This window comes from Collinsella sp. CLA-ER-H9 (assembly GCF_040092295.1).
Lineage (GTDB): Bacteria > Actinomycetota > Coriobacteriia > Coriobacteriales > Coriobacteriaceae > Collinsella.
In genome coordinates this window covers 22,495-38,402 of record NZ_JBBNLV010000010.1, presented here as the reverse complement: position 1 = coordinate 38,402, position 15,908 = coordinate 22,495, and the positions used below count along the sequence as shown (strand labels likewise).

Genomic DNA, 15,908 nt, shown 5'->3' with positions numbered 1-15,908 from the left:
CAGGGCAAATATTCAATGTTAGTGCCAAAAAATTCACTTCTCCCATCAGAACTCGGTAAAGAAACCCGCAGGAGGTGATACGATTTATCATGTTTTTGTAACGTGCCTGCAAACTTCGAGAAAGCCCATATATGGACGTAACGTTCTCAGCCTTCCTCGGCCAAATTGTGTCGAACCCAGTCCTTGCCGTCACCGTGATCCTCGCGCTCGGCGCTATCTTCGTCAACGGATGGACCGACGCGCCCAACGCCATCGCGACCTGTGTCACCACGCGCTGCATGCCCGCCCGCGCAGCCATTCTCATGAGCGCCGCATTCAACTTCCTCGGCGTGCTCATCATGACGCACTTTAACGCGAGCGTCGCCAACACCATCTCACATATCGTCGACTTTGGCGGAAACAGCACCATGGCGCTCGCGTGCCTCTGCGCGGCGCTGTTCTCCATCGTCGTCTACGGCGCCACGGCATCGCGTTTTGGCATCCCCACCTCGCAAAGCCACAGCCTTATCGCCGGCCTGACCGGTGCCGCAATCGCCCTCGGCGGCGCGAGCAGCGTCAACGTCCACGAGTGGATGAAGGTCATCTACGGCTTGGCGCTCTCCATCGGCCTGGGCTTTATCATGGGCTGGGTCCTGTGCAAGCTCGTCTCGATTCTTTTCGCCGCCGCCAACAGGCGACGTGCCAATGTCTTCTTTAAATATGCTCAGATCGCAAGTGCCGCGGCCATGAGCTTTATGCACGGCGCGCAAGATGGACAAAAGTTTATCGGCGTGCTCTTTTTAGGTGTCGCCTTTGCCAGCGGACAGACGAGCGTCGGCGACGCCGGCATCCCCATCTGGATCATGCTGCTGTGCTCGGCCACCATGGGCATCGGCACCAGCGTGGGCGGTGAGCGCATCATCAAGTCTGTCGGCCAGAGCATGGTCAAGCTCGAAAAGTACCAGGGCTTCTCCGCCGACCTGGCGGGCGCCGCAAACCTGCTGCTTGCCACGCTCACCGGCATCCCCGTGTCCTCCACGCACATCAAGACCTGCGCCATTATGGGTGTCGGTGCCGTCAAGCGCCTCTCGGCGATCAACTTCGGTGTCGTCAAGGACATGATGTTCACCTGGTTCTTCACCTTCCCCGCCTGCGGACTTATCAGCTTTGTCATGGCCAAGCTGTTCATGATGTTCATCTAGTCAAACCGAACGTCCATCCGGACCGCAATACCTCGCCCACCCGTCTTCGCCTCGAAAGGACCCACTCATGGCAAAGAAACCCGATTCGTTCTACTTTGACAACTACGTCGCCTGCGCCGACCTTGCTGTCCAGGCCGCAGAGTTGCTCATCAAGATTTTTGAGAACTTTGATCCCGCGCAGATCCACGACATGCTCGAGGAGATGCATGCGATTGAGCATGCGGCCGACAAGAAGCACCATGAGCTCGAGGATGCCCTGCTCACTGCCTTTATCACCCCGCTTGAGCGCGAGGATCTGGACCTGATGAGTTGCTCGCTCGACACTGTGCTTGACCGTATCGAGGGCGTCGTGCAGCGCGTCTACTTCACCAACATCCAGAGCATCCACCCCGATGCCATTGTCATCGCCCACAAGGTGACCGACGCCTGCCGCGCCATGAAGGACCTTATGGTCGAGCTGCCTAATTACCGCAAGTCCAAGACCCTGCGCGAGCTGGTCATCCAGATCAACACCATTGAGTCCGAGGCCGATGAGCTCTACATCAACGCTATGCGCAACCTGCACGTCAATGGCAAGGACCCGCTCGAGGTCATCGCCTGGCGTGACGTCTACGCTTTCCTGGAGTACTGCGCCGACTGCTGCGAGAATGTGGCTGATGTCGTGGATTCGATTGTCATGAAGAACAGTTAATTGGGGGTATGTGTCCCGGCGGCGAAGGGCCGGCACCTGTTTGCTTTCTCACTCCGGCTGCGTGGCAGAGTCGTTCGAAAGTAAACAGGTGCCGGCCCTTCGCCTTACATACCACCATTGGGAACTTTGGCTGATGGTTAGAATGCGATGGGAACCTGGATGATGCGGCCTTTTATGCCCGATTGGATACTTTGGGGCTGCATTGAGCGTTTGGCTGAGCGTAGCCTTGGGTACCTTTTGATTTACCTTGGATTGATTCGCTGACTTTGGAGGGTTTGGTTATGGGGTATTTGGATCTGGCTCGGTCTCGGTATTCTTGTCGTTTGTTTGAGGCTCGGGCTGTGGAGCAGGCTGTGGTGGATGCCATTGTTGAGGCTGGGCGTATTGCTCCTTCTGCTTGTAATAATCATCCAACCCGTGTGATGGTGTTGGATACACCCGAGCTTTTGGAGAAGGCGGCTGCTTGTCAGCCTCGGTTTGCTCGTGATGGGTCCATCTTTGGCGCTCCGCTCATCTTCCTCATTTGCAGCGTTACCGACGACGCTTGGGTTCGCCCCTATGACCAGATGAACTCCAGCGCTATCGACACCTCGATTGTTTGCGATCAAATGATGATGGAGGCCGAGGAGCAAGGCCTGGGAACGTGTTGGGTATGCCATTTTAAGCCCGAGCTAGCCCGAGAGCGGTTCAACCTGCCCGAGGGCGTCTATCCCTATCACATGCTCGTCTGCGGCTATCCTGCCGACCACATCGCCGATCCCGAGCATCGCGAGGCCCGTACCATTCCCCTCTCCGACTTCCTCCTCAAGTAGTTCTTGCGCATGCCCTAAAATCTACCTTTTACCGCTCACCCTTTCGCCGAGTTCTGCCCTATCGCACGCAGAGCTCGGCGTTTTGTTTCCCAACCCGTATGCAGCCACAAAAAAGGAGCCCGCAGGTGCGAGCTCCTCTTAAGGACACGAGATTGTAGCTCTGGCGCTAGTCCAGGTCGTCGGCGGCAAAGTTGTCGATCGGGGCGAAGGGGTCAGCCACGGGGACAACCGGATCAGCGACAGGCAGCGGCTCGGCGGCGGGAACGGTCACTGCAGGAGAAGCCGCAGAACCGACCGGCGTGGAGGCCATAAGGTCGGACGGGAAGGAATTCTGCGCATCGTCCATGAAGTGCTGGATGAGCTTGAGGTACTCGGCTTTGAACTCCTCACGGGAAGCCTTCAGACGGTCGATCTCCTCGAGCTCGGCCTGCTTCTCGGTCAGGGCCTGACGGATGACCTCGCGGGCCTTGGCGTCGGCTTCGTTGCGGATGCGCTCAGCGTTCTCGTTGGCATCGTTGACGATGCCCTCGGCGGTCTGCTGGGCAGCAATCAGCGCAGCGGAGATCTGGCGCTCCTGAGCGGAGAAGTCGGGTGCGGGAGCGGCCACAGGAGCGGCGGGAACGGCCTGAGCGGCAGCGTCCTGAGCCTGGGCAAGCTGGGCCTGCGTGTCGGCAAGCTGCTGCTCGGTGGCAGTCAGACGACCCTTAAGATCGACAATCTTGGCAAGCATAGCGTCAACCTCGGAGGACAGCGTCTCCAAAAAGACGTCGACCTCGGCGGGATCATAGCCGCGCTTGGCCTCAGAGAAAGTCTGAGCCTGGATGTCAGCAGGGGTAATAGCCATAACAAGTTCTCCTTTATCATCGCCTTGGCGCCGGGCGCCCGACGTAAGTTACTGAGCCAGTACTATACGAGTATACCTATAAGAAGCTGCAGAATCAGCCTCTGCACCAACTGCAACGCAATAATCGCAACGACCGGCGAAAAATCAACGCCGCCCATCGGCGGAATAAACCGACGAAACAGGTTGAGCCACGGACCGCAGACGCTATCGAGCACCGCGGCGATATCCTGCAGCAGGCCGCCCTGCTTCATGGGAATCCACGTCATAAAGCAATAGACCACAATAAGTGTGGAGTAGAAGTTGAACAGCGTGTTGACCAGCTGGACAATGGTGTAGATGTTGATGAGAATCTCCTCGTCTTGGGTTTACTTAAGGTAGCCGTCGGCGCGCAGCTTCTTGAGGTCCGAATCCTTGACCTCGCAGCCGGCGGGCAGCACCATAAACACGCGATCGCCCACCTCTTTGACTGTAGCGCCCAGGCCGCAGGCAAAGCCATAGCTAAAGTCCAGGACACGCTTGGCGACCTCGGTGCGAACGCCAACAAAAATCAGCGCAACGGGCTGCTTGGTGCGCACGCGGCGGACAACGGTCTCGACATCGTCATAGCTCTCAGGGCGCAGGACATAGGCAGGCAGCTGCGGCGTGGCGTTAATGATGTTGTTTGCATAGGCCGAGGCGTCGCTCGGCGCAGAAGCGGGCGCAGGTGCCGCGGCACGAGCGCGGGCGCTCTCGGCATAACTCGACGGCGTGTCGTAAGCGCCGGGGCGATAGCCGCCTGCGGCACTATCCTGAGAACGCGACGGCGGATTGTACGTCGTTGCATGACGCGAGTCATCGCCGACCAGCTGGCCGGAGCGCGTATACACGGCGACCGACTCGGCCTCACCGCGGCGCGTCTGGCCCAGCAGGCCGTTGCTCGGCTCGTCCTGGGTATAGAAGCCCTCGCCCGAGGTACCGCTGTAGCCGTTGTTCTGATAGCCATCATCGTAGCCGTCATCGTAGCCGTAGTCGTCATCCTGGTCATAGCTCTGGTCGTAACCCTGCTGGCCGCCCAGGTGCATCTTATTTTTAATCTCGTCAAGGAAGCCCATGGTTGTGTCCTCTCACGGTTTAGTGCAGGCGCTCTGTAAACCAGTGCGCACTTCAGAGCCCTATTTTACTGCAAACTCCGGGTTAAATACTACCCTGCCCAGGCGAACGAGCGTAGAGCCCTCCTCAAGGGCAGGCTCAAAGTCCTCGCTCATGCCGCAAGAAAGCTCGGGCAGCCTCAGATCGGGATGCGCCGCCTCCAACTCATCCCTCAGCTCTCGCAGCCCGGCAAAGGTGCGACGCGCCACATCCTTGTTCCCCCGAGGGGCCATAGTCATAAGGCCCTGCACACAAATTCCCTCAAGTTCCGCAAGCTCGCCGGCAGCGCCACGAATCTCATCGGGCGAAAAACCGCCCTTGGACTCCTCGCCGCTTACGTTAACCTCGATCAGCACCTGCTGGGGGGCGGCGAGCTCGCCAGCTTCGATCTTGCGAATGGCACGGCTCGAGATCGCCTGCGCCAAATGAAGCGACCCCACCGAATGAATCAGCTCGGCCGAGCCCAACACCGCGTTGATCTTGTTGGTCTGAAGGTTGCCAATCATGTCGAAGCGCACCTCGGGCAGCTCCGGATGATCCGCCAGACCTGCAAGTTTGCGGACGAGCTCTTGCGGGCGGTTCTCAGCAAAATGGCGATATCCCACCTGGATGGCCGCGATGGTCTCATCGACGCCGACGGTCTTGGACACGGCAATCAAACGCGCGGCATCACGGGGCCTCCCGGCGCGATCGAGCGCGGCATAGAAACGCTCGAGTATCTGCTCGCGGCGAGCGCGCATTACATTCAAATAGTTATCCATTGCCAATCGCCTCCGTTAACAGCACAACAAGTAGTCCCATGCTAACGCAAGAGCGCAGCCCCGCATCCGCAAGGCCGCGCTCCCTTAGGTATTTACAATCTCTCAACGAACGGGGTACCCTACTCCTCGTCGTCCTCGGCATCATCCTCGTCCTCAAGATGATCCAACAGGTAGCGAAGACCCTCGCTCACCTCGTTAGCGGGCACCTTGGCAACAAAGCGTGCATCCACGGCGGGCCTCATAATGACGCCCTCGCCCGAAGGCACGCGCATGCTCTCGAGCTCGTCCTCATCCGTACAGGCGATATCGCCGGCAGTCATACGCTGTCCGGTCAAAAGGAAGGTCAGACGGCAGGCGGCATCGATGGAAATCGAGGCAATGCGATCGAGGTAGCGCGAAACCATGATGGCACGGCGCAGGTCGTCATAGTTGCTGTCGTCGTCCATAAAATCGCCGGTGTCCATGCGGTTAAAGGTACGGAAGAACTTCTCGTACGCCGCATGTACCGGCTCGTCCTCGACGGCCAGGTTGCAGATGATGGACATGTCGTTGGTGACGAGCGCGGACAGCGACGAGCCCAGCACCTGGTACACGGCCTCGGCCTCGGCCTCAACCGTGCCGACGAGCTCCTGAGGCAGCGAGATGTCGGCCTTGACCATGTGACGCGTGGCGCGGCAGATCTGGCGAACCTTATCGGTCATGCGCTGCAGGTTAAAGTCGACGTAGATAATCGTCTGCAGCAAACGGAAGTCGGAGGCGACCGGCGACTGCGTAGCGATCAGGTTGTAGCACACGGCCTCCAAGTTGGCGCAGCGAGCATCAATCGAAAGCGTGCGCTTCTTGGTCTTAGTGGCGAGCTTGCGGTCGTCGGTCACATAGGCCTTCACGGCGTCGTGAAGGGCAAGATCGACGGCCTCGTAGATGCTCAACATCTCGTGACGGGCCTCGATGAGCTGACGGGAAAACAGTTTGCGCATGGTTCACTCCAATCAGTTGGGTGCGGTCATGCCGCCCGCACAGTGAATACGCACCGGACCAGGTCCGATCGGCTTGGGACTAGTCGCACCGATCAGCCAAAGCGGCCGGTGATATAGTCTTCCGTCCGCGAATCCACCGGGCTGGTGAAGATCGCGTCGGTTTGACCATACTCGATGAGCGTGGCGGGCTCACCGGCAACTTCCTGCAAGAAAAATGCGGTGTAGTCGCTAATGCGAGCGGCCTGCTGCATAGAATGCGTGACGATGATGATCGTCATCTCGGGCGCCAGCTCGGCCATCAGATCCTCGACCTTAGATACGGACGTGGGGTCGATGGCGGAGCAGGGCTCGTCCATCAGAAGGACATCGGGCTGCACCGCAAGCACACGCGCGATGCACAGACGCTGCTGTTGACCGCCCGAGAGCGCCAAACCATCCTTGTTGAGCTGATTGGATACCTCTTTCCAGAGGTTGGCGCGCTTGAGCGATTCTTCCACGATGTCGTCGAGGTCGCTTTTGCTAGTCACGCCCTGCAGACGAGGGCCAAAAGCGACATTCTCGTAGATGGATTTGGGAAACGGGTTGGGCTGCTGAAAAATCATGCCCACGCGGCGACGAAGGTCGACCGGGTCGACGCCCTCGGCATAGATATCGTTGCCGTCGAGTGTCATGGTGCCCTCGACGCGAGTACCCTCGATAAGGTCGTTCATACGGTTGATGCAGCGCAAAAACGTCGATTTACCACAGCCCGAAGGACCGATAAACGAGGTGATGGCGTTTTTGGCGATGTTGAGGTCGAGCCCCGTCAGCGCATGAAAGTCACCGTACCAAAAGTTGAAATCCTTGGCCGTGATGGCCGCTTGCTCCGGCGTGGGAGCGGACTGATAGACGGACATGGGACTCCTTAACTAGCGGCGCTTGCGCGACAGATAACGCGCAAACAGGTTGAAGGCCAGAATAATCGCCATCAGCAAAAGCGCGGTGCCGTAGGCTGCGTTCATGTTGATGCCGTCGTTGGCAAGCAAATAGAGGTGAACGGTCATGGGGCGACCGGAATCGAACGGCGATATGGGCAGGTTGATGGCCTGACCCATGGTGTAGAGCACCACCGCGGTCTCGCCGATGGCGCGGCCGATGGCAAGGACGATGCCGGTGGCAATGCGGCCAAAGGCCGAAGGAAGCACGATCTTGGAGACGACCTGCCACTTGGTGGCGCCCAGGCCATATGCGCCCCAACGGATATAGCGCGGAACGGCGCGGATTGCCTCCTCGGTGGTGCGCATGACGATGGGCAGCATCAGAAGCGCCAGCGCCAGGGCGGCCGAAACCATCGAAAGACCCAGGCCCATGGCCTCAACAAACAAGGCGTAACCAAAGAGGCCCATAACGATGGAAGGCACCGAGGCCAGAGCATCGGCAGCATAGCGGATGATGTCGACAATCTTGCCCTGCTTGGCGTATTCAGCCAGATAGACCGCAGCCAAGACGGCAACCGGCGTGCAGATGAGCATGGCGAGTGCCGTCACGTAGATAGTCGAGACGATCGTGGGCCAAATGCCGCCCTCGGCGTTTACGCCCTGCGGCCAGCCGAAGATAAAGTCGAGCGAGATATGCGGAAGACCGTTAATGACCACGTAGGCGATGATGGCGAGCAACACCAGGGTGGTGATATAGGCCGCGGCGCGAAACACGCCGAGCATAATCTTGTTGGACAGGTCCTTGTTGATGCGGCCCTTCTTGCCATGGGAAAGGGCACGCTTGATGAGCTCGCGCGACGAGGTCGCATCGACCGTCGTGTCAACGGAATCGGACATAGCCTACCCCCTCTTCTTTGAAATCAGGCGAACGATACCCACCAGTGCAGCTGAGATGATAAACAGGACCACGCCCATGCCAAACAGAGCCGAGCGATGCAGGCCCGAGGAATAGCTCATGTCGAGTGCGATCTGGCTCGTGAGCGTCGAGATGGGGCTCGAGATGCTATCTGGAATGACCGGGGCGTTGCCCACGACCATCAGCACGGCCATGGTCTCACCGATGGCACGCCCCATACCCAAGACAATTGCATCGACAATGCCCAGCTTGGCTGCAGGCAGCACGACCTTGTAGATGGTCTGCCACTTGGTGGCACCCATGGCATAGGACGCCTCGCGAATGCCCATGGGGATGGAATTGAGGGCATCGATCGTGAGCGTGGTAATGGTGGGAACGATCATGATGGCAAGCACAAACCACGCCGTCAGCGCGCCAAAGCCAAGTCCGCCGGTCAGCTGCGCGATAAACGGGCGGATGATGACCATGCCAAAGAAGCCGTAGATGATGGAGGGGATGCCCGCCAGCAGGTCGACGGCGGGGCTGATGAGCCTGCGCACGCGCTTGCTGGCGATCTCGACCAGATATACAGCCGTGCCCACACCCAGGGGCACGCCCATGGCGAGCGCACCGACCGTCACCAGACCAGAGCCCGCCAGCAGCGACATGATGCCGTAGTGGCCCTCGGATGGCGCCCACGTAAAGCTAAAGAAGTCCGCCAGGCCGATGTCGGTAAAGACGGGCAGCGCCGAGTACGTGGTAAAGACAAAGATCAGGATAACGGTGACGACCGCCAAGAACGCGCAGGCAAAGAAGATCCACTGCAGCGCCTTCTCCTTGAGATAGGTGCTACGCGACACCAACGCCAACTCACGCTTTTTGGGCGTCTGAGCCTCCTGCTCAATCTGGGGGGTTTCCTGTGCTCCCACGCTACTCACTCCCCTTTCCGTCGTTGGTGACGGGAATAAAGCCCGCCTCGCGAATCTGCTTGTCCATCTTCTCGGACGTCACATAGTCAATGTAGTCCTGCGCCTGATGCGAAGGCGTACCCTTCACAAAGAAGTAAAGGTCGCGCGAGATGGGATAGCCGCCACTTGCGACCGTCTTCTCGGATGCCTCGACATGGTTGACCGAAACGGCCTTAACCGAGGTCGTGGCGTTGAGGCTCTCGACAAAACCCAGCGAGATGTAGCCAATGGCGCCATGCGAGCGGGACACGACGTCGCGCACTTGGCCCGTACCCGAAAGAACGGCCGAGCGGCGATCGAACGGCGTGCCGTCCATCACGATGGTACGGAAGGCCTCGCGCGTACCGGACGCCTCGTCGCGGTTGATAACCTGAATCTTCAGGTCCTCTCCGCCGACTTCCTTCCAGTTGGTGATCTTGCCGGCGTAAATATCGCGGAGCTGCTCGGTCGAGAGATTGTCGACCGGGTTGTCGTCGTTCACGATGACTGCGATGCCGTCGTGCGCGATTACGATCGGGGTCAGGCCAAGGTCTTGTTCGTCGGCATTGAGGCCACGAGACGAGCTGGCGATGTCGGCCGTGCCGTTGCTGACGGCCTCGATACCCGCAGAGGAGCCAAGGCCGGAGACGAGCACATCGGTGCCGGCCTCTTCCTTAAAGCCCTCGGCTGCGATCTCGGCAATGGGAAGGCACGTGGTCGAGCCGGCCACGGTAATAGAAGATGTGGAAGATCCCAAGGAGCAAGCACACAGCGTGAGCGTAAGCACTGCAGCACTCAGGACCGATGCGATCTTTCTCATAGCATCACGCCGATCGCAGCATGGCGCCCACAGGTGCCGCCCTCGTTGCGGTAGGAATAAAAGCGGTCGTTCTGACGAACGGTGGAAAGCTTGGTGTCCACAATGCTGCTCGCCTCGACGCCGGCGTCCATCAGCGCCTCGCGAATGGCGGCGGAAAGATCGAGCATACGAGAAGCAGAGGCATCGATGCACGCGAACTCGGCGGCAAAGCGATCCATAAGTTCTTGGGACACCTCGTACTCGTCGCCCAGGATATGGGGCCCAATGTAGGCAGAGATGTCGTCCGGCTTGCAGCCAGCCGCCTCGCAGAGCGCTTGGCACGCCTTGGCGGAAATGCGCGCAATCGTGCCCTTCCAGCCAGAGTGCACCACGGCAAAGCCGCCGGGAGCCACCAGCACCACGGGAACGCAATCGGCAAAGCAGAGCATCACGGGTACCTCACGGGCCATGCAGACGATGGCATCGCAGCCCTCGGCAATCTGCTCGCGAATGTTCTCGAGATCATCAGCACCGTTCGAGGTCACCGTCACGACATGGTCACCGTGTACTTGATTGGGAACAAGCAGGTTGTGCTCGCACTCGGCGGCACCCAAGGCCTCGAGTGCGCGGCGACGATTTTCTTGAACGGCAAAGGGGTCATCGCCAACATGCGAGCCCAGATTGAGTGAGGAGTACGCATCTTCGGAAACACCGCCGGCGCGTTCGGTAAAAGCAAAGCGAACATCGTGCGTCGCGCCCTCTACCAACGTAACTCCATCATGGTCGACACGCGAAACGCTGTCCGCACGTGCTGCCATACTAAAGCCTCCTAATAACACAAGTATCGCGGCGACGCCGCAGCAGTCCGTGCCACACGGCTGCCATACTTCATCAAAAGGATACCCGCAGCGGTAGGGGCTAAACGTAAGGGGAACGTAAGGAGATTGGAGGCTTTCGTTTACAAAGGCAAAACACAACAAAAAGGGTGCGCCCAATCGGACGCACCCCATACAGGTCGCTGAGAAAAACGAACTAGAAGCTGCCGCGCTTGAGGAAGTCAGGAAGCTCAAACTGGTCGTTGCCAAAGTTGGGGAGCTCGGTACCACCGACGTTGCGAGTCGGGGCAGCCTGAGCCGGGCTCGTGGCAGGAGCGGTGCGCTGCGGCTCGGTAGAAGCAGCGGCCTTGCTCTGGGACTGCTGTGCAGCGAAGAGCTCGTCCTGACGGTTGACGTTGGAGTCGGAGAAGCCCGTAGCGATGACGGTAATACGCACCTGATCGCCCAGGGACTCGTCGACAACGGTACCGAAGATGATGTTGGCCTCGGGGTCGACGGCATTGGCGACAACGTCGGCGGCGTCGCTGATCTCCTGGATGCCCAGGTCCTTGGAACCGGCAATGGAAAGCAGGACGCGCGTAGCGCCATCGATGGAGCTCTCGAGCAGCGGGCTGGAAATAGCCTGCTGGGCAGCGTCGACGGCACGGGTGTCCCCAGAAGCGGTACCGATACCCATCATGGCGGTACCGGCCTGCTTCATGATGGTCTTAACATCGGCGAAGTCCAGGTTGATGATACCGGGGACGGTGATGAGGTCGGTGATGCCCTGGGTGCCCTGGGAAAGGACGCCATCGGCGATTGCGAAGGCCTCAAGCATGGTGGTCTTCTTCTCGGCGATGTCGAGCAGCTTGTCGTTAGGGATAACGATCATGGTGTCGACGCAGTCGGAAAGCGTCTTAATGCCTTCTTCGGCGCTCTTCTTGCGCTTGCGGCCCTCAAACGTAAAGGGCTTGGTCACGACGGCGACGGTCAGCGCGCCGACCTCGTTCATCGCGATATCGGCAACGATGGGGGCAGCGCCGGTACCGGTGCCGCCGCCCTCGCCGCAGGTGATGAACACCATATCGGCGCCAGCGAGCGCCTCGGCGATGTCGTCGCGGGACTCATCGGCGGCCTTACGGCCGACCTCGGGGTTGGCGCCAGCGCCCAGGCCGCGGGTCAGGTCGGTGCCGATGTGCACCTTGATATCGGCATCAGAGATCGCGAGTGCCTGAGCATCGGTGTTGATGGCAACAAACTCGACGCCGCGGATACCCTCTTCGATCATTCGATTGACCGCGTTGGTACCGCCGCCGCCGACGCCGACCACCTTAATGACGGCAAGGTAGTTGTTGATCTCTGTCTCGTGCATGTCGGTCCTCCGAACAAAGGTTATTGCCATAGCATGGGTTGACCCCTGCGCACATTAACCTTCAAGTTGAAAGTAAATGCAAAGGTAAACCGTATTATGTTTGCACATTATGAACGTATCAGTCAAATAATTGACGGTGAAAACCAAACAAACCAGATAAACGGCGCGGTATGCCCCGTCAACAAAGGCCAGAAAACGCTACGAGGTCGGTGCGTTCCTAAACGTATAGTTGCCAGGAGATCGAACGTTGATATACGTCACGCCCTCCACCTGCGAAAGCAGCTTGGTCACGATACGCTCCTTTTTGGCAATGTCGTCCGAATCTCCGAGCGACACCTCGATACCGTTATCGAGATTCGCCGAGATGGCCTCGACCGAGGGCGTGGAAATATCCTTGACCTGGCCCAGGAACTCGCTCGAGAAACCGCGGACGTAATCCAGGCCGGCCTTGACGGCCTTGGAATTTACGGCTTGCCCCGAAACCGGTGCGACATCGGCCGAGACATCGGTCAACAGCACGGCACCGTAATGTTTAGCGAGTGCCAGGGCGGCATCGATACCGTTTAGGGTGTTGGCACCCTCCCCCGTTGTAATGACATTGCCCTGGTCGTCAACATCGACCGAGGTAGACAGTGGTGCAATCCATGTGTCATCGTCCCCGATCGCCCAGGCAAGATCGTCGGAGCTAATGTAGGCGATTGCGATAACTTTGCGTTCCGTCGGCGTGATGATGAGCGTATGGGGAAATTGACGTTGGACATCCACGCCCGAGACCCACGGATTTTGCTTAAGGCCCTCGGTGATCTGGTCGGGATTCACATTGAACAGCGACGTGTTCTCGGGCAGATCGATCAGCTGGATGGCATCGTGCTTGGTCACATGCTCGCTGCCCTGGATCTGAATATCGGTAGCGGCGAACAGGCCAGAGTTAATGACGACGACGGCAACGACTGCAAGCGCTGCCAGAGCGGCAAGGATGCCGCCCACGATTTTGCCCTTGCCCTTAACGGCAGAAGCGGCACCCGCCGCATGATTTGCCAGGGCGCCGATCGATGACAACGGATTAGAGCCCTTTTTGCCCGATTGCGGTTTTGCGGAGGCCGACACCGACGTCAGCATACGTGGCTTAGATGCACCCAGCGCGCGACCGGGACGCGTCACCTTTGCCCCCAACGAGGGTTTGGGCGACGCTATGGGGCGAGAAGGTATGGCGCCCATCGCCGGTTTGGGCGTCACCGAGGGACGTGCCACCGGACGAGCAACATTTTTGGCCGCGGGGCGTCCGCCAAGCTGCGAACCGGCAGTCGAACGCTTGGCAGGCCGCACGGACCCAGCAGGCTTAGAAGGCATAACGGATTTACGTTGAGGCTGAGACGGTGCGCCGGAACGCCCTCCGGCGCGGCGGAAGGTTGGTTTCGATGCTCTAGAAGCCGAGGAATTTAACTTCCGGTCTGAGCTCGATGCCATACGCCTCCCTCACCTTTCCGTGCACATGTCTGATAACCGCGGCCACGTCATCGGCCGAGGCGGTTCCGTTATTAACGATAAAATTAGCGTGTACGGGCGAAACTTCCGCGCCGCCAACCGAAAAACCCTTTAATCCACAATCCTCGATGAGCTTTCCCACGCTCGCATCGGGCGGGTTGCGAAATACCGACCCGCAGGATGCACAGCCCATGGGCTGTGTGCGCTTACGCCGCGTCAGGTACCGCTCCATACGTTCACGGATATCGGCCTTGGGCGCAGGTTTGAGCTTGAGCACGCATTCCAGAATGATCTCGTTACGCGGCAGGCTGCATTCACGGTAGCCCCAAGCGATCTCCGAGCCCGCATAATGCTTGATGCCGGAGCCCGGGTCAAACGTAACGACATCTTCGACCAGCGAGCCAATCCACTCGGTTCGCGTGCCGGCATTCATGGACACGGCGCCGCCAACGGAGCCGGGAATACCGACCGCAAACTCAAGGCCCGAAAGGCTGCGCGACAGCGCGTCGTTGACTAGGCGAGCGAATATCACGCCCGCACCGACCGTCAGCGTACAACCGTCTTCGGCGACAACCGTACGCTGGAACTCACGCCCCAACGAAATGACGGCGCCGCGATAGCCTGCATCGGCAACAAGCAGATTAGATCCCTTGCCGATAATGACCCACGGCACCTGCTCACGATCGAGCACCGCCACGGCGCGACGCAAGGCATGATAGCTGTGACACGTCACAAAGAGGTCCGCCTTGCCGCCGATACGATAGCTCGTATGGCGCGCGAGGCGTTCATCCTCGATTACGTCCGTATCGATCATGCCCGAAAGCGCCATGACGGCGTTAAACAGACCCATGGGGTTTAAGCGTCTTTCTTGGCAGTCAGATACTCGATGAACTCGGGGCCGACCGTCGTGACGTCGCCGGCGCCCATGGTAAGCAGCAAATCGCCCTCGCCCACCATCTTCTCGAGCTCCTCATTGAGCTCAAGACGGCTCGAGCAGTACACGACCTCCTTGCCGGGATGCTTGGCGCGCACGGTATCGGCAAGCATCTTGGACGTGACGCCCGGGATGGGCATCTCGCCGGCAGAGAACACGTCAATCAACAGCAGCTTGTCAGCATTGGCGAATGCGTCGGCAAAGTCATCGCACAGAGCCTGCAGGCGCGAATAGCGGTGCGGCTGGAACACGACGTCGACATGTTTGTAGCCCAGCGAAGAGGCAGCAGCGAGCGTCGCCTTGATCTCGGTGGGATGATGGCCGTAATCGTCAACCACCGTGATGCCGTCGATATCGCCCACGTGGGTAAAGCGACGGCGGACGCCTTCAAAACTCGAAAGTGCCTTAGCGGCGGCGTCGATATCGAGGCCTAGGACATGGGCGACGGTCAAGACGGCCGTGGCGTTGAGCATGTTGTGACGACCGGGGTTGCTCTTAATCTCGACAGCGTGCTCGGTGCCGTCATCAAAGCGAACGATAAAGTCGCTCTGGATGCCCTTGACATCCGGATGCACGCAGACGATGTCGTTGGTCTCGGCAAAGCCATAGGAAAGCACATGACGGCCCGTCGACTTGGCAAGCTCGACCAGATGCGGGTCCTCGCCACAGACGATGACCGTGCCGTCCTCGCCCACCAGACTCATAAACTTGGCGAAGGTGGCCTCGATCTCCTCGATACCCGAGTAATGATCGAGATGGTCGGCCTCGACGTTGGTCACGATGACCACATTGGGGTTAAGGAACAGGAAGGAGCTGTCGGACTCATCCGCCTCGGCGACAAAATAGTCGCCCGAGCCGTTCTTGCCGTTGGTATCGTAGCCCTCGACAATGCCACCGATCAGGAAGCTGGGGTCCAGACCCATGCGGTCGAGCATGGTGGCACACATCGAAGAGGTCGTGGTCTTGCCGTGAGTACCGGCGACGGCGACGGTGGTGTAGCCGTGGCCCAGAGCCGAGAGCATCTTGGCGCGAGGCCACACGGGAATACCCAGCTCGCGCGCACGGACGAGCTCGGGGTTGGACTCGGGAATAGCGGTAGAGACCACGACGACGTCGGGCTTGACCTCGTCGATGGTGGCGGCCTCATGGCCCACATGCACCTTCACGCCGGCGCGGGTAAGCTGGCGAATATAGCGCGACGTCTTAAGGTCGGAGCCGGTAACGACATAGCCGCGTTCGTGAAGGACGAGGGCGATGCCGCTCATGCCGGCGCCACCGATACCGATAAAATGGGCGCTCTTGAAATCGGGCGCGGAGGTTGCAGTCTGGGAATCAGCCATGTGCTCGTGT

At 59.3% G+C, this 15,908-nt stretch carries 17 protein-coding genes; 3 read left to right on the top strand and 14 right to left on the bottom strand.

The genetic code is table 11. The features are described 5' to 3' along the window. Window positions 1–131 precede the first annotated feature (131 nt). The 3 genes from AAAX73_RS07025 (at window position 132) to AAAX73_RS07015 (ending at window position 2,684) form a co-directional block, all read left to right on the top strand. Window positions 132–1,181, top strand: a complete 1,050-nt coding sequence (locus tag AAAX73_RS07025; protein WP_343001259.1) for an inorganic phosphate transporter — start codon at window positions 132–134, stop codon at window positions 1,179–1,181. 67 nt (window positions 1,182–1,248) lie between these two features. Further along, window positions 1,249–1,872 (top strand): DUF47 family protein, encoded by a 624-nt coding sequence (locus AAAX73_RS07020; protein ID WP_035137980.1) that lies wholly within the window; start codon window positions 1,249–1,251, stop codon window positions 1,870–1,872. A 281-nt stretch (window positions 1,873–2,153) separates the two neighbouring features. Next, entirely contained in the window at window positions 2,154–2,684 is a 531-nt protein-coding gene (locus AAAX73_RS07015; RefSeq protein ID WP_343001261.1) for a nitroreductase family protein, read from the top strand. 166 nt (window positions 2,685–2,850) lie between these two features. Here the strand turns inward: AAAX73_RS07015 and AAAX73_RS07010 are convergent, their stop codons facing one another. From AAAX73_RS07010 to murC, 14 genes are all read right to left on the bottom strand, one after another. Beyond that, entirely contained in the window at window positions 2,851–3,528 is a 678-nt protein-coding gene (locus AAAX73_RS07010) for a DivIVA domain-containing protein (RefSeq protein WP_118080366.1), read from the bottom strand. Window positions 3,529–3,590: 62 nt separating this feature from the next. Continuing rightward, window positions 3,591–3,836 carry a YggT family protein gene (locus tag AAAX73_RS07005; protein ID WP_255360343.1) on the bottom strand — a complete coding sequence of 82 codons (246 nt, stop codon included), beginning with the start codon at window positions 3,834–3,836 and terminating at the stop codon, window positions 3,591–3,593. Between the two features lie 57 nt (window positions 3,837–3,893). Then, complete coding sequence (locus tag AAAX73_RS07000) at window positions 3,894–4,619, bottom strand: cell division protein SepF (RefSeq protein WP_343000982.1); 726 nt, start codon at window positions 4,617–4,619, stop codon at window positions 3,894–3,896. Between the two features lie 60 nt (window positions 4,620–4,679). Next, window positions 4,680–5,417: a YggS family pyridoxal phosphate-dependent enzyme gene (locus AAAX73_RS06995; protein WP_349125477.1), complete on the bottom strand. Its 738-nt coding sequence runs from the start codon at window positions 5,415–5,417 to the stop codon at window positions 4,680–4,682. Window positions 5,418–5,536: 119 nt separating this feature from the next. After that, entirely contained in the window at window positions 5,537–6,394 is an 858-nt protein-coding gene (locus tag AAAX73_RS06990) for a PhoU domain-containing protein (protein ID WP_349125476.1), read from the bottom strand. A 92-nt stretch (window positions 6,395–6,486) separates the two neighbouring features. After that, on the bottom strand, window positions 6,487–7,290 hold the full coding sequence (gene pstB / locus AAAX73_RS06985; RefSeq protein WP_035137966.1) for a phosphate ABC transporter ATP-binding protein PstB: 804 nt from the start codon (window positions 7,288–7,290) through the stop codon (window positions 6,487–6,489). A gap of 12 nt (window positions 7,291–7,302) precedes the next feature. Next, a complete protein-coding gene (gene pstA, locus AAAX73_RS06980) occupies window positions 7,303–8,208 on the bottom strand; it encodes a phosphate ABC transporter permease PstA (RefSeq protein WP_349125475.1) in 906 nt (301 codons plus the stop codon). A gap of 3 nt (window positions 8,209–8,211) precedes the next feature. Further along, complete coding sequence (gene pstC, locus AAAX73_RS06975) at window positions 8,212–9,135, bottom strand: phosphate ABC transporter permease subunit PstC (RefSeq protein ID WP_349125474.1); 924 nt, start codon at window positions 9,133–9,135, stop codon at window positions 8,212–8,214. A gap of 1 nt (window position 9,136) precedes the next feature. Further along, complete coding sequence (locus AAAX73_RS06970) at window positions 9,137–9,973, bottom strand: phosphate ABC transporter substrate-binding protein (protein ID WP_349125473.1); 837 nt, start codon at window positions 9,971–9,973, stop codon at window positions 9,137–9,139. Further along, entirely contained in the window at window positions 9,970–10,770 is an 801-nt protein-coding gene (locus AAAX73_RS06965; protein WP_118080352.1) for a polyphenol oxidase family protein, read from the bottom strand. The genes AAAX73_RS06970 and AAAX73_RS06965 overlap by 4 nt, the downstream gene beginning before the upstream one ends. A gap of 214 nt (window positions 10,771–10,984) precedes the next feature. Continuing rightward, a complete protein-coding gene (ftsZ, locus tag AAAX73_RS06960; RefSeq protein ID WP_118080350.1) occupies window positions 10,985–12,139 on the bottom strand; it encodes a cell division protein FtsZ in 1,155 nt (384 codons plus the stop codon). 198 nt (window positions 12,140–12,337) lie between these two features. Beyond that, complete coding sequence (locus AAAX73_RS06955) at window positions 12,338–13,300, bottom strand: FtsQ-type POTRA domain-containing protein (protein ID WP_250787366.1); 963 nt, start codon at window positions 13,298–13,300, stop codon at window positions 12,338–12,340. Window positions 13,301–13,562: 262 nt separating this feature from the next. Then, window positions 13,563–14,474 (bottom strand): UDP-N-acetylmuramate dehydrogenase, encoded by a 912-nt coding sequence (gene murB, locus AAAX73_RS06950; RefSeq protein WP_349125472.1) that lies wholly within the window; start codon window positions 14,472–14,474, stop codon window positions 13,563–13,565. A gap of 5 nt (window positions 14,475–14,479) precedes the next feature. Next, complete coding sequence (gene murC, locus AAAX73_RS06945) at window positions 14,480–15,898, bottom strand: UDP-N-acetylmuramate--L-alanine ligase (RefSeq protein ID WP_349125471.1); 1,419 nt, start codon at window positions 15,896–15,898, stop codon at window positions 14,480–14,482. Window positions 15,899–15,908: the final 10 nt, after the last annotated feature.

What these genes read in the sequence shown, in the direction of transcription:
- AAAX73_RS07025 (WP_343001259.1), top strand. Translation starts at nt 132, where the DNA reads ATGGACGTAACGTTCTCAGCCTTCCTCGGCCAAATTGTGTCGAACCCA.
- AAAX73_RS07020 (WP_035137980.1), top strand. Translation starts at nt 1,249, where the DNA reads ATGGCAAAGAAACCCGATTCGTTCTACTTTGACAACTACGTCGCCTGC.
- AAAX73_RS07015 (WP_343001261.1), top strand. Translation starts at nt 2,154, where the DNA reads ATGGGGTATTTGGATCTGGCTCGGTCTCGGTATTCTTGTCGTTTGTTT.
- AAAX73_RS07010 (WP_118080366.1), bottom strand. Translation starts at nt 3,528, where the DNA reads ATGGCTATTACCCCTGCTGACATCCAGGCTCAGACTTTCTCTGAGGCC.
- AAAX73_RS07000 (WP_343000982.1), bottom strand. Translation starts at nt 4,619, where the DNA reads ATGGGCTTCCTTGACGAGATTAAAAATAAGATGCACCTGGGCGGCCAG.
- AAAX73_RS06995 (WP_349125477.1), bottom strand. Translation starts at nt 5,417, where the DNA reads ATGGATAACTATTTGAATGTAATGCGCGCTCGCCGCGAGCAGATACTC.
- AAAX73_RS06990 (WP_349125476.1), bottom strand. Translation starts at nt 6,394, where the DNA reads ATGCGCAAACTGTTTTCCCGTCAGCTCATCGAGGCCCGTCACGAGATG.
- pstB (WP_035137966.1), bottom strand. Translation starts at nt 7,290, where the DNA reads ATGTCCGTCTATCAGTCCGCTCCCACGCCGGAGCAAGCGGCCATCACG.
- pstA (WP_349125475.1), bottom strand. Translation starts at nt 8,208, where the DNA reads ATGTCCGATTCCGTTGACACGACGGTCGATGCGACCTCGTCGCGCGAG.
- AAAX73_RS06970 (WP_349125473.1), bottom strand. Translation starts at nt 9,973, where the DNA reads ATGAGAAAGATCGCATCGGTCCTGAGTGCTGCAGTGCTTACGCTCACG.
- AAAX73_RS06965 (WP_118080352.1), bottom strand. Translation starts at nt 10,770, where the DNA reads ATGGCAGCACGTGCGGACAGCGTTTCGCGTGTCGACCATGATGGAGTT.
- ftsZ (WP_118080350.1), bottom strand. Translation starts at nt 12,139, where the DNA reads ATGCACGAGACAGAGATCAACAACTACCTTGCCGTCATTAAGGTGGTC.
- murB (WP_349125472.1), bottom strand. Translation starts at nt 14,474, where the DNA reads ATGGGTCTGTTTAACGCCGTCATGGCGCTTTCGGGCATGATCGATACG.
- murC (WP_349125471.1), bottom strand. Translation starts at nt 15,898, where the DNA reads ATGGCTGATTCCCAGACTGCAACCTCCGCGCCCGATTTCAAGAGCGCC.